Annotated in this window: 11 protein-coding genes; all 11 read left to right on the top strand. The window is 59.9% G+C overall.

Features of this window, described 5'->3' with window-relative positions; genetic code table 11:
- Positions 1–2 precede the first annotated feature (2 nt).
- Positions 3–2,930, top strand: coding sequence for a tetratricopeptide repeat protein (locus tag ONB25_01300; GenBank protein MDZ7391525.1), 2,928 nt, complete (start codon positions 3–5; stop codon positions 2,928–2,930).
- 10 nt (positions 2,931–2,940) lie between these two features.
- Positions 2,941–3,309: a hypothetical protein gene (locus ONB25_01295; GenBank protein MDZ7391524.1), complete on the top strand. Its 369-nt coding sequence runs from the start codon at positions 2,941–2,943 to the stop codon at positions 3,307–3,309.
- A gap of 65 nt (positions 3,310–3,374) precedes the next feature.
- The gene (locus ONB25_01290; GenBank protein ID MDZ7391523.1) at positions 3,375–4,010 is read left to right on the top strand and encodes a MotA/TolQ/ExbB proton channel family protein; all 636 of its coding nucleotides are present in this window, start codon (positions 3,375–3,377) and stop codon (positions 4,008–4,010) included.
- Between the two features lie 3 nt (positions 4,011–4,013).
- Positions 4,014–4,469, top strand: coding sequence for a biopolymer transporter ExbD (locus ONB25_01285; GenBank protein ID MDZ7391522.1), 456 nt, complete (start codon positions 4,014–4,016; stop codon positions 4,467–4,469).
- Positions 4,470–4,490: 21 nt separating this feature from the next.
- Positions 4,491–5,003: a biopolymer transporter ExbD gene (locus ONB25_01280; protein ID MDZ7391521.1), complete on the top strand. Its 513-nt coding sequence runs from the start codon at positions 4,491–4,493 to the stop codon at positions 5,001–5,003.
- Positions 5,004–5,052: 49 nt separating this feature from the next.
- Positions 5,053–6,399 carry a TonB family protein gene (locus ONB25_01275; protein ID MDZ7391520.1) on the top strand — a complete coding sequence of 449 codons (1,347 nt, stop codon included), beginning with the start codon at positions 5,053–5,055 and terminating at the stop codon, positions 6,397–6,399.
- A 510-nt stretch (positions 6,400–6,909) separates the two neighbouring features.
- On the top strand, positions 6,910–9,600 hold the full coding sequence (locus ONB25_01270) for a T9SS type A sorting domain-containing protein (protein MDZ7391519.1): 2,691 nt from the start codon (positions 6,910–6,912) through the stop codon (positions 9,598–9,600).
- 401 nt (positions 9,601–10,001) lie between these two features.
- Positions 10,002–11,042, top strand: a complete 1,041-nt coding sequence (locus ONB25_01265) for a 1-acyl-sn-glycerol-3-phosphate acyltransferase (GenBank protein MDZ7391518.1) — start codon at positions 10,002–10,004, stop codon at positions 11,040–11,042.
- A 1-nt stretch (position 11,043) separates the two neighbouring features.
- Positions 11,044–11,601 (top strand): epoxyqueuosine reductase QueH, encoded by a 558-nt coding sequence (locus ONB25_01260; protein ID MDZ7391517.1) that lies wholly within the window; start codon positions 11,044–11,046, stop codon positions 11,599–11,601.
- Positions 11,598–12,614, top strand: a complete 1,017-nt coding sequence (gene amrS / locus ONB25_01255) for an AmmeMemoRadiSam system radical SAM enzyme (GenBank protein ID MDZ7391516.1) — start codon at positions 11,598–11,600, stop codon at positions 12,612–12,614. Before ONB25_01260 ends, amrS begins: the two co-directional genes overlap by 4 nt.
- 20 nt (positions 12,615–12,634) lie before the next feature.
- Positions 12,635–13,438 (top strand): bifunctional hydroxymethylpyrimidine kinase/phosphomethylpyrimidine kinase, encoded by an 804-nt coding sequence (gene thiD, locus ONB25_01250; protein ID MDZ7391515.1) that lies wholly within the window; start codon positions 12,635–12,637, stop codon positions 13,436–13,438.
- The last annotated feature ends 66 nt before the right edge of the window (positions 13,439–13,504 follow it).

Raw genomic sequence — 13,504 nt, 5'->3', positions numbered from 1 at the left:
ACATGACAGGGCTACGGACAAGGCACTGGCACCAAAGGGTGAAACTTGGTGGGGCTTTGGTCATCGCACTGCTCCTGGAGGTGGGAGGGACTCCTGGCGCTTTGGCGCAAGTAGTGACCCAGGGCCAGATCTCCCCCATCGAGGAGGCGCGTCTGCACGAGGCGATTCGCGAGAACGAAACCCTTCTTGCGAAGTACCCGCGGGCTGAGTTCACCCCCACGGTGATGTTCCAATTGGCCGAACTCTACGCCCGCAAGGCGGATCTGGAGTTTCAGCGACAGATGACCGTCTACGAGGCGGACATGGCGAAATACGACCAAGGTCTTCTGCCGTCTCCGCCCACTATGCCACGCATCAATCTGCAGAAGACCATCGCCATAGCGACCAAGCTCCTCGACCTCTTCCCCACCATCGACTTCAAAGACCGCGTGCTGTATCGCCTGGCGATGAGTCATCTGGACGAGGGAAATCGAGACAGGGCCAGGGAATATTTCGATCGTCTCCTGGCGGAGGCACCAACAAGCCCGCTGGTACCGGAGGCCGATTTTCGTTTGGGCGAATACTACTTCGAACGTCGAGAATTCCAACAGGCCATTACTCATTACCGCCGTCTTCTCGACAAGTGGGATAGCCCCTATTTCGAGATGGGACTGTACAAGTTGGGCTGGTCCTATTACAACCTTAACGATTACGCCAACGCGATAAGCAGCTTTGTCTACTTGATTGAGGAAACGCGGGCGATTGCGTCCGGAAGTCGCGTTGCGGGAGGGAACAAGAACAAGGCTGACCTGCGTCGAGAGGCCATTGAATACATCGCCGCCTCCTTCACCGAGTTCGGCGGCCCGGCCAAGGCTCGGGCCTTCTTCCAGACCAAACAGGACCGCGACTATCCGATCCAGATTTTTCTAAAGATGGCCGACATCTACAATGCGCGTAACTTCTACGACGAGGCCATTGAAACCTACAGAACGATGCTCGAGGTCTTTCCCTTCTATCACGATGCGCCAGTACTCTACAAGCGCATTGTGGAGACGTATGAGCGGGCTGGGGAGGAGGAGAAGGCGAATCAGGCGCGCGAGGTGCTGGCTGCCAACTTTGGGCCCGGAAGTGCATGGCTTGCCCAGTACCCGGAGGGCGAGATCCGCACCAATGCCTTGCGACTGGCGCAAGAGGCGCTCTTCGAGTTGGGCACGTACTACCATGCCAAAGCTCAGGAGCAGCGCCAGGTCCGCACCTTCCGTCTGGCTATCGACAGGTTTTCCCAATACCTCAGCAAGTTCCCACATGGTGACAAGGCTTCTCAGGTCAACTTTCTCCTGGCCGAGTGCCTGTACGAAGTGGGGGACTTTGAACGAGCGGCAGAGGCCTATTACCAGTGCATGACCAACTATGAGGACGAGCGCTTCAAGGAGCAGGCGGCCTACAATCGCATACTATGCTACTACCAACTTTGCCAAGGTGGTGTGCGTGCCGACTCGATGACTGCCTATATTGACGATTTCCTTGGCTCGGGGGTCATGCAGCCCGTGCGAGTGGCACACCCCGCTCAGGCCCATCTGGTGCAAGCGTGCAACGACTTTGAGCGGTTTCTCGCCCAGAGCCCGAAACGGGCTGAGGTGCTGATGAAACTGGGCGAAACCCTGTATCAATTGGGAAGCTTCACGTTGGCGGTTCAGGCTTACCGAAAGGTAGCCGAGATTCCCGAACGTGGTCCGTACACCGCCCAGGCCATTACGATGATCGCCCAGTCTCTGTTCAAGAGTGGGCAGTACGAGGAGGCGGAAGCGTGGTACAATAGACTTGCCACGGCATATGCTGATTCTGCCGACTATGTGGAGCGGGCCCAGCGAATGGTGGCGTCGTCCCGGTTCAAGGCGGCAGAGGCGCTCAAAGGTCAGGGGCGATTGCAGGATGCTGCAGCGGCATTTGCGCGCCTTGCGGGCTCCGCGCGGGACCCGGAAGTGGCGGAGCGCGCCCTGTACGAAGCCGCCGCTCTGTTCGAACAGAGCGGGGCGACGGAAAATGCGGTGCAGCTCTTCGAGGACCTTCCTCGGTCGTATCCGCGCAGCAAACTGGTGGACGAGGCCCTTTTCCGCGCGGGCGTGCTGAGGCAGAGCATGGGGCAGTGGCAGGAGGCGGCGCAAGATTTTGTTCGCCTGGGCGAAGTTGCGCCCACCTCCACCTATTTGGCGAGGGCGTTATTCAATGCGGGAGCCTGCTACGAGAATCTCCAGGACTGGGCGGCTGCCCGGCGCGTCTATGAACGCTATGTGGCGCTAAGTGGCGTAGAGCCCAATGAACACGTGGAGGCACTTTTCAAGATCGGCGACATGGCGTTTAAGCAGGGCGACTCCCGAGCAGCCCAGGAGGCCTTTGCGAGAACCATCGCCCAGTACAACTCTTACATCCTGCGCGGTGAAGTCGTGGATGATTACGTGCCTGCTCATGCTCAGTTCATGATCGGTGAAATACTTTTTCAGGACTATTGTCGCATCCAGCTCGTACCGCCCCTGGAGAGGAATCTGGTGCGGAAGCGCGATGAGCTAAAGCGCGTCCTTGAGGCCTACAAGGATGCCGCCAAGTACAAGGTGGCGGAATGGGCCACGGCGGCTTCCTATCGTATCGGCCTGGCATTCGAGGAGTTCGTGCGTGCCTTCCTGGAGTCTCCCCGGCCTGACAACCTGACCCCAGACGAACGGCTGGTGTATGATGAGAAACTGGTGCAAACGACACAGCCTTTCAAGCTGCAGGCCCTTGAGACTTACCGCGCCAACGTACGCCGCGCCGAGGAGAGTAACATCGACAATGAATGGGTTGCCCAAAGTCGCAAGCGCTTGCAAGCTCTTCTCATCGAGCTGGGGCCGGACGCTGGGCTACAAACGGACGACGGCTCTGCACCTGGACAGAGGCCGGGGACGAATAAGGGATAGGGAGATGCGGTTGCGTACACGAGGCTTGTGTGCTGGGGCTCTGCTGTTGGTGGTAGTGTTGTTCGGTGCAGTGCCAGCCTGGGGACAGCAAAAGCCCGTCGAGGACAAACTCAACAAGCTCGTCTCCGACGTGGAACAGAAGGCCACTAGCCGCGACCCCTCAGTGGTAGAGGATGCGGTGAAAGTATTCGTGAACAAGATAGAGGTGCTGGGACGTCTGGAAAAACCGCAGGCTGTCTTCATTGTGCCGGGCAGCGACCCGCGTGTGGATGATATTGGCATTGACCGTTCGTTTTTTCAGGAGATCTTCCGTCCTGTTGAACGAGACGCGGTGCGCAAGACGCTCAACCGTCATGCGCTCGACTACATTCCTTGGTAGGTGTATCTGCCACCAGCACCAAAAGGCTGGGCAGGTGAGGCTGGTATGGGAAAGAAGAGGAGGAAGTGAGTTTGGAGACCATTGCCGCATTCTTTAAGCACGGTGGGCCGTTCATGTACGTCATCGCGTTGGCGATGGTGTTCGGCTATGCGATAGCGATCGAGCGGATTATCGTATTGGCGTTCAAAACGCGGATCGATAGCGGCGCATTTGTCAGCCGGGTTTTGGAGCTGGTCCGTTCCGGAAACGTTGCCCGCGCCATTGACTATGCCCGACGTTCGGATGCTCCCCTGCCGCGGATTGTCCGGGCCGGCCTGGAGCAACTGCACAACGGCGGCGGCGAAAAGGAGGTACAACGCGCATTCGAACTGGCTGCGTTGGTAGAGGTGCCCAAATTGGAGAAACGCACCCATTACCTCTCGACTATTGCCAACGTCGCGACGCTGCTCGGGTTGCTGGGAACCATTTTTGGCCTCATTGTCTCCTTCCAGGCCGTCGCCCAAGCTGAGGCGGCACAAAAGGCGGAGCTTCTTTCGGTGGGCATTTCGCAGGCCATGAATACCACCGCCTTCGGCCTCATTGTGGCCATTCCCTGTCTGCTTGCCTACGGCTACCTGCAGGAGAAGACCAACGGGTTGATCGACGAGATCAACGAGAGTGTGGCGCGCGTTTTTCACGGCGTGACTTCGGGCAGGGAGTAGGCAATGAACTTGAAAGCGGCACTTGGGCGGGGCCGCACTCGCGGCGAGGCGGACGTCAACATCATTGGCGTCATGAATCTCTTCCTGATTCTGGTGCCGTTTCTCCTTCTGACCGCCGTGTTTGTCAAGATCGCCGTACTGGAACTCTCTCTGCCCGCTGCCGGTCGTAAGGGTGGAGTAGCGGCGCAAGACAAGCCGGCCATCCTGAATATCCTGGCAGTGGAAGAGGACGGTTTCCAGCTCAACAGCCCCTACATGAACCATCCCAAACTGCCTAAGCTGGGTGGAGCGTTCGATTACAAGGGGTTGGCAGCGCAGCTCAAGGCGGTCAAGGCCAGGTATCCGGAGAGCGAAGATATCGTCATCTCGCCTGCCTCCGCTATTCTGTATGAAGTGATCGTCAAGGTGATGGACACCTGCCGTGAGGCGGGGTTCCCCAACATTTCGCTGGCGGGCTGAACTATGACCGTGGGTGGTTCCATGTTCTCGTCACAGGATTCGGCACGATGGCAGCCATTGCCGCCACGCAGGCGCGGGCGCACGGGAAGCTTTACGTTGCGCCTCACTTCCATGATAGACATGTTCACCATCTTGCTGGTTTTCTTGCTGAAAAGTTATTCGGCCGAAGGGCAGATTATGACCATTGCGCGGGACCTGCGCCTGCCGGAGTCGACTGCGACCTTGCCGCCTAAGACCACCTCCATCGTGGCCATTACGCATGAGTGGATCCTTTTGGACGGTCGCCCCATCGCGCGGAACGCAGAAGTCCTCGCAAGGGGGGAGCTGGTGATCCCGTCTCTCCTCAAAGAGTTGCAGGACCTTCGTGCGCTGACCGAAGGCATTGGGCAACTGGGCGCGGTGAGCACCTTTGCTGGCAACATCACCATTCAAGGGGACAAAAGTACGCCTTTTGAGCTGCTCAAGCGTGTGATGGTGACTTGCGGGCGGATGGGCTACAATGACATGAACCTGGCGGTGCTGCGTGCAGAGTAGATGGGCAGGAGTGCAGGTGGCCAGGGTTGGATGAGGTGGTGTGCAAGAGATGGCGAAAGAGCGAATCGTTGAGCAGCTGCAGATCAAAGTGACCCAGGGCGACGGCGCCGCTCAGCGCGTGTTAGGGGAGGGCGAACGTCTTACCGTTGGGCGTGCCTCAGCAAACGATGTCGTCGTGCGGAGCGAAGGAGTGCCCGAGCGGCATGTCTTGTTAGGGTGGCTGAATGGAAGATTCGTCGCGCAGATTCAAGGTTTTGTCCAAGGTGAGGTTTGGGTCGAGGACTCCCGGCTCAAAGTGCACGATTTGGTCAAGCATGGCCTTCTACCCCGCCGCGGCACCTCCTACCTTCTGCCCTTGAGCGCAGGAAAACAGGGCTGCCTGTATGTGGGCCCGGCGCGGGTGGAATTCGCCTGCGAACGGGTCAAAGTGCCCGTGACGGCGCCGCCCACGGAGTTCTCGCTCACGCGCAACCTGCTCAAGAGCCTCACCGAGGAGCCGCTGTTCAAGCTGGTGCTGAGCGGTCTACTTCTGGTTGTGGGATTCACCGTGTGGCAGTTGAGCGGAATGACCATCACCGAGCGAAAACCGGTGGACCTGGACAAAGTGCCGCAGCGCTTTGCTCGTTTTGTCGTTCGGTCGCAGGTCCAGCCGGTGGTAGAGAGTGCGCGTGGCCCGGCCGCCCCGTCTACTGCCGAGAAACCCAAAGCGGAAGAAGCGGAGAGAACCTCCGAAGCAGCTCGCCGGGGAGGCGGCGGAGGGGGAGCCGAGGCGCGGACCGTCACCACAAAGGGGCTTTTGGGACTGATCTCTGGCACCGGCGAGGGAGGTCGGAGTGGCACCCTGGTGGATATCCTAATGGACAAGGGGCTGGTGCACGAATTGGTTGCCGTGGCCGGTGAGAGCGACCTTAGGGTGGGAAGACGGGAAGGAACCCAGGGGAAAGGTGCTGGCCTCGAAGAGCTCTTTGAAGCAACGAAGAGCGGCGGCATCGACGACCTCCTCGGGGACTTGGACGCGAGTGTGCCCAGCGTGCAGCTCAAGAAGGAGGGGACTGTCACCGTCGAGCGCACCGCCACCGTCACTGGCAGTGAGGAAGCGCGTGGCCGGCGTGACCCGGAGGCACTGCGGGCTGTGGTGAGCGCCAATATGGGGCGCATCACCTACATCTACAACAAGTACCTCAAGCGCAACCCCAATCTCCAGGGCAAGGTCAGCCTGGATATCACCATCACGGCCAGCGGCTTAGTGAGCAAGGTAGAAGTGGTGGAGAGTACCATCACCGACCGAGAGTTCATCAACGAGCTGGTGAACGCAGTCCGCAGGTGGCGGTTTGACCCCATCGAGAGCGGCACGGTGATCGTGAACTATCCTTTTGTCTTCTATCGCGAGAGCTAAGGGCAGCCGGATTCTGAAGGTTGCCCTCGGCGCGCGGGCGCACTTCCCCGCACGAGGCCTACCTTATGCGCGTTTTTCCACCTTTGTCGGTGTCCGAAGAGACATGCCTACGGGCGAGGGATTTGTTCGTCCAACTGGACTTCGTCGTTGCCTTAAGGACCCTCCTCGCCTGTGATCTTGCGGCGGACATTCCAGCATGCAAAACTTTCAGCAGCAACAGCACCCTGCTTCTGCCAGGCTGAGCTCGGGAGGGGCGGCCATGCCCTGGCCCCAGAGTGAAAGGGATATGCCGGTGCTGGAGGCCGAACACACGCTTAGCACACCTTTAGGGCAGCCGACCTCGCTCCGGCCGCTCGATGACTCAACCGGTTCTTGCTGCTATCGGCAAGCCATGCGCCGTAACCCCTTGGGCAAACACGGCCGGCATCGTAGCTGTGTCGGTGTGCGGCCCATTCTTCTCCTTTTGCCGCCAGTCAAGCAGGGCTCACTTCTTTCCGTTTGCTCCTCCATATGAGAAGGCGCGACCGTCTCTACACCCTGAGCTGCAGGGCGGTGCTAGTTTCTGCCCTCATTGCCTGGCTCGACGGCGACTGGTTCTCCCAGCGAGGTGAGTCCGCCCACCGTGGACAGGTGTGCCAGCAGATTGATGCGCCTTACTCCTTGGCGAGTCACGACAGCGCCTCAGTCTCAATGGTGTACGTGGCTTTTCCCGACCAGGGAGATACTGTGGTGCCGGCTTTCTGGCGAGAGCTGGAGGTGGTTTTCTCCGACTATTTTGCCAAGATGTCAGGGGGGCGACACCGGCCCCAGCTTTGCACCCTGTTGCGCCCAGGACAAGGCGGGGGCTGCTACTTTGCCCAAGGCCCCTATGCCCAGTTTGAGCCGAGTAAAGACCTGCCATACCTGTGTAGAGATGTTCTCCTTGCGGTGGCTCAAGACCACCCTGGCGCCTTGGAGCGAAGCGGTGCGGTGATTCTGGCGTTTCTCCAAGATTGTCTGCCGGCTATCTCCGGCATGGCAATGCTCCCGTGTGCAGCAGGGGCCCCCTACGATGGCCCGGGTATTGTGGTGGACCTGCAGCCCAAGGATATGTTCTTTGGGCTTGTGGCTCATGAGTACGCCCATCTCCTCGGCTTTGTGCACCCGCCATCGGTGGGTCGCAAGCACTTTGGCGACTATTGCCTTATGGACAGCAAAGTCCATCGCCTGGTGCCCTTGTGTGTGGAGAATCTGCACCGTGCAGGGTGGATGGATCAGGCGCAGGTGGTGGACGTCACAGACACCGCCCGGAGCGTGGCGATGGGCGACGTGCGCAAGGGCGGAACAGTACTGCGCGTATTTGCCACGCCGAACCAGTATTTCTGGGTGTGCAACCACCAGGGAAGCGACTACGATTCGGCCTACGCCGGACGGGGCCTTCTGGTGTGGCACATCAAGGTGGACGATGGGCTCCCGCAAAGCGGGCCCGAGATATGGGACGTGGAGAGCGCCGCGGGCATGTGGACGGCCGGAAGGCCTGATCCGGTCGCCGGACTGGATTCGTTGGATATCTCGCCCGACTACACCGGCTCCTCCGCTGACTTTTTCCAGCTCCGCCTGGGCTCAGCATCAAGCGCTCACTTTGGGCCGCGCACCAATCCCAGTTCTCATGCCTATCGCTTGGTGCCAGGCACGCACGACAGTCTGATCCAGGACCAAAACACCGGCGTTTCGCTGCACATAGTTGGGCAGAAGGGCGACACGCTCTTTGTGGACGTGGAGGTTCCCAATGAGCCGCCACGATTCGGGCAGACCCATCTGCTTCCGCCGGTCGTCGCCGCGCAGGTGCCTATGACGGTGGAGTGCGCAGTGGAGGACGATCACCGCGTGGAACAGGTGGTGGTGCATAGCACGCGGGACACGCTACTGGGCTTCGCCACAACGCCATTGGAACCCTTGGGCCACGGGTGGTGGCGAGCATCGCTTCGCGCAGAATCGGTCGATACGACCCTGTTGTACTACCTCGTTGCCTCCGATGCCTCAGGTCGGACCGCGCGGTTACCCGCGCGGGGCTGGTTCGCTTCAGCGGTGCAAGGACAGCCCAAAGCGGAGCTGATGCCTGCACAAGTGCAGGTGCACCCAAGTGGGGCAAAGGGCGCAAGCGAGCGCCTCACGCTTACCAATCACGGAGAAGGGCTACTTCTCTTTCAGACCCACCTTATTCCGGAGTCGACGAATACCACCGAGTTATGGTCACCGCCTGCTCACATCGTGCCCCACGGCTTGGACCCGCTGCGCTGGTGGGATGCAGCAGAGGTCACTCTTGTGGAGGGCGACCAGCGACTGGGAACAGTGAGGCTGAAGAACGACCAAACTCGGCTCTATGTACGGCAAGAGTGGTATTTCTTGACCAAGGGAGACGAGTACCTCGTGGGGATTCAATTAAGAATTGATCCCCAAGCTCCTCGTGTAAGCATCACTGCGAGTAGTCAGTCCGTGGGGGTCACCGAGGGCCCCCGTTGGTTTGCCGAACCTGCAATCACCGTGGCGCACGCGTTCGGTTGTGATGCCCAAGGGGAGCCGTGTCTGGCTATGGAGGCATCTATTGCTTTGCCGGTCTTAGAAACTGCGGAAAAAGGGTGGCCCAGGTTGGGCTTTTTTGCCCAGCGGTTTGGCGGCAGGCCCCAGGAACAGCGGATGGTCGCCTGGCCACCTGTGGGAAGCGGGTACGACGAGAGTGACCTCGCCCTCCTTCGGCTGAACGCGTCGGCACCAGGGCTCACGGTGCAGCCGAGCCAGGGTGCGGTACCGCAGGGAACTCGTACGCTGCTGACCCTCTCGTGCAGCGCGGAAGCGGAGGCGCGGGCGCGGCTAGTTGTTACCACCAATGATCCGTCACGCCCGGTGCTTTTGGTGCCCATCAAGGTCTCGGCCGGTGGCGAAGCGCGGGGTGAAGCGATATCCATTCACCCGAACCCGGCGAGAGGCGGCGCACACATCATGCTCACCGTCGCGCAGCCCTGTAAAGTCGAAGTGGCGGTCTACGACGTGCTGGGGAGGCGCGTCAAAGTGCTAGCGCAAGGGTACCTGGAAGCAGGTGCTACTTGGCTGCAGTGGGACGGAAAGGACACGCTGGGGAATGATCTCCCTTCGGGCGTTTACCTGATTCGCGCTCGGGTTGGGAACCGGACGCACTGCACCAAGCTTGTGCGCCTGCGGTAAGCCGGAAGTGTGTGCGAACGAAGAATTAGCTTGCATTGTGTTGTGGGGTTTTGTAGCTTCTTTATTGAAAGAACACGGACGCAAACCCGGCGTGCTCACCTTTCACAACTGGAGTTCCTTGGGCAAAGCGGTGTTTGCCGTCCGGAGGAACAACGGGCAATGGTGAAACTATGATTGGCGACCTTCTTTACGCGTGCCCCGCGTGCCAACACATCGATGCTCTTTACACCAGGAAGGGCAGGACGACCTGTACGCACTGCGGCGCGACTTTTGTGCGCCGTGGGCGACTCCTGGGACTGGACGGGAGGTTTCGGGACTGCGCGGATTGGTTCGCCAAAGTGCGAGACCTGCCCACCCTCCCATGGACCCGGAACGGACGTGGCGGCGACGAGAGCAATTGCATGGTGAGCCAGGAAGCAACACTCTTACAAGCCCGTCCGGCCGGACGGTATTCGACTGGCGCTGGTGTACGGGCCGAGCTGGAGCAGGTCGTCCCGGTAGACAAGGGCAAAGTCGTGCTGACTAAGGAAGGTCTACAATTCCTGGGCGAGGAGCATCACTGGCGCTTTCCCTGGCAGGAGATTACCTGTGTGACAACAGACGCCCGCAACTTTGTTTTCAAGGTCCGGGGACAGCGCTACTTTCAGGTGCGTTTTCTCAGAGAAAGCCCGCTGAAGTATGAGTACCTGTGCCGCCAGGCATTGCGCTCTTATTGGCAAGGGCACGGGGGCAAGCAGATTGTCGAGTTTCAGCCCCATGTCACGTTCTCCTGGCCCGTGCGGCCGGAAGGGCGGAACCTGGTGCGACCGGCATCCGTTACTCCGGCAGTGCATGAGCCATTCACTTCCAGGCTTTTCTACGCCTGTGTCAAAATGCTGGGAGGGTTGGTGTTGGGCGCCCTTTTTGCGGTGCGCGTGCACGGGCGCCATAATATCCCGAAAGAGGGCCCCTTTGTCCTTGTAATCAACCATGAGGGGTACCTTGACTCATTCTTTACCTTGACCTTGCTGCCGCGCAAAGTGTCGTATTTGGCCAAGAACACCGAATTCAAGAGTCGCGCCGCCTGCTGGGTGATGCGCCAGCTGCGGGTCATTCCGGTGCGCCGGCATGAAACTGACCCTTCTGTGGTGCGGAATGCCCTCCGCGTGTTACAGGCAGGGGAGCCGGTGGGAATCTTTGTGGAAGGTGAACGCACGTGGGACGGTCGAGCTTTGCCGCCCAAGGTGGGGACGGTCCGCTTTCTTGTGCGGGCCGGTGTGCCCATCGTCCCGGTGCGCATCCGTGGCTCCTTCGAGGTGCTGCCACGCTGGGACAGCCACCTGCAGCGCCACAAGGTGACGTTGACGGTAGGGCGTCCGTTCCGTTTGCCCTTCGCCGCGGATCAGCTTCAACAAGCCGGCGAATACCTCATGGGGCGCATCATGTCACTCGGGGAGGCATGACATGCTTTCCGAGCGCCGGAGCATCCTGCTGCTGGCCTGCTGTGCGCCCGATGCCACAGTGGCTATAGAGCGGCTGAAACCCGAGTGGGAGGTTGTAGTCTTTTTCTACAATCCGAACATTCATCCCCCTGCAGAATATGAACTGCGCGCGCAAGAGATGCGCAAGGTGGCAGAGGCTATGCAGGTGGAGTTGGTGGTCGGCCCATACGACCAGACAGCCTGGTTCGAGGCGGTACGAGGTTTGGAGCAGGAGCCAGAAAAAGGGCGGCGCTGCAGTGTCTGCTTCTCTATGCGTCTGGAGGCCACTGCCAGAGAGGCGGTGCGCCGCGGCATCGGCACCTTCGCGACTACGCTCACCGTGAGCCCTCACAAGGATGCAGGCGTGATCTGTGCCTTGGGCCAAGAAATTGCGACTCGCTACGGAGTAGCATTCCTGGCCGCCAACTTTAAGAAGCAGGACGGCTTCAAGCGCAGCATCGAGCTGAGCCGTGCCCTGGGGCTCTATCGGCAGAACTATTGCGGGTGCGTCTTTAGCCAAAGGGGCCGGGAGGCCAGATGAAAGAGGCGCTTTTCTACACCAAGCTGGAAGGCGGAAAGGTGCGGTGTGAGCTTTGCCCGCACCGGTGTACTATTCACGACGGTCGCACGGGTATTTGCGGCGTGCGCCAGAACCGTGGGGGGACGTTGTATTCGCTCGTCTACGGGAAGGCCATCGCGGTGCACGTTGACCCCATCGAGAAAAAGCCGCTTTTCCACGTCTATCCTGGTTCGCGATCCTTTTCGCTGGCCACGGTGGGATGCAATTTTAGCTGCCGCTTTTGTCAGAATGCCGACATCTCGCAGATGCCCCGCGCCACCGGGCACATCGCAGGAGAGGATTTCCCCCCAGAGGAGGTGGTCGCATCGGCCCTCAGGACCGATTGCCGGACAATCGCGTACACTTACACGGAGCCGACCGTGTACTATGAGTACGCAGAAGACTGTGGGCGAGCTGCGGTGGCGCATGGTCTCAAGAACGTTTTTGTGACCAATGGGTTTATCTCTCCTGAACCTTTGCGCCGGCTCCAAGGGGTGCTGCATGCGGCCAACGTGGACTTGAAGGGTTTTGACCGGGAGTTCTATCGCAAAGTGGTGGGTGGAGACCTGGAGAGCGTCCTGGAGACGCTCTGTCTAATGAAGGAGTTGGGCATCTGGGTGGAGGTGACAACCCTGCTGGTTCCCACGCATGTGGACAAGGAGGATCAGTTGCGCAGGATTGCCCGCTTTATCGCTGAGAAACTGGGCAAAGAGACGCCCTGGCATGTTACGCGCTTCTATCCGCAGTACCGCATGACCGAACTACCCCCGACGCCCCTTGACTCTCTCCATCGCGCACGCAGGATTGGGCTTGAGGCAGGGCTTTACTACGTGTACAGTGGCAACGTGCCGGGCGATGAGGGCGAGCACACCTACTGCTACCGGTGCGGTGCTAAGGTCATTGAGCGCTATGGGTTCTCAGTGCGAAGCCGGCGCCTCAAGGATGGAGCCTGTGCGCAGTGCGGTGCCCCCATTCACGGCCTTGGTCTGGCGTAGGGAAAAAGCCGGAGGAATGAATGGTTCGCGTACTGACCATTGCGGGCTCTGATTCGGGAGGCGGAGCAGGGATTCAGGCGGATTTGAAGACCTTCGCCGCCTTCAGGGTGTACGGGATGTCGGTAATCACGGCCTTGACTGCACAAAACACGCTTGGTGTGCACGGAGTGTTCGAGGTACCTGCGGATTTTGTCGTGAAGCAGCTGGAGTGCGTCCTCTCAGACATAGGCGCTGACGCGGCAAAGACCGGCATGTTGGCCAATGCTGAGATAGTGCGGGCGGTGGCTGGGCAGCTGCGCCACTACCGGGTGCCCAACTTAGTAGTGGATCCGGTGATGATGGCCAAGCGCGGTGAGCCTCTTCTCCGGGCGGAGGCGCGCACGGCTTTGGTGGAGGAGCTTCTGCCTCTGGCGAGGGTGGTGACGCCCAACATCCCGGAGGCTGAGACCCTTGCGGGGATGCCCATCTCCTCCGTCGCCGACATGGAGCGCGCTGCCGAGCGGATCGCTGGCCTGGGCGCCTCGGCAGTGGTGATCAAGGGTGGCCACTTGCGCGACGATGCCACGGACGTGCTTTTCGACGGGCACTCTATGGTGGTACTGACTGGCGAACGCCTGAGCAATCCACACACGCATGGTAGCGGATGCACGTTTTCCGCAGCCATTGCCGCGGGTTTGGCCAAGGGGCACCCATTGGCTGAGGCGGTGCGCAGGGCCAAAGCCTTTGTAACCGCTGCTATCGCTGGCGCAGAACCATTGGGAAAGGGTATCGCTGGCCTCAACCATTTTGTGCAGCCGGAGCGAGGCCAGGCGCCAGTGCCTTGATTTCCCTTGATTTTTTCCTGGGATATTTGTACCCTTTTTCAGTGCTTTGCTCAACCCAATCGAGGA

Source organism: candidate division KSB1 bacterium, from assembly GCA_034506335.1.
In the GTDB taxonomy this organism is placed as follows: Bacteria; Zhuqueibacterota; Zhuqueibacteria; order JANLFK01; family Oleimicrobiaceae; genus Oleimicrobium.
Note: the sequence above shows the minus strand (reverse complement) of the source record. Positions and strands in the feature narration are given on the sequence as shown.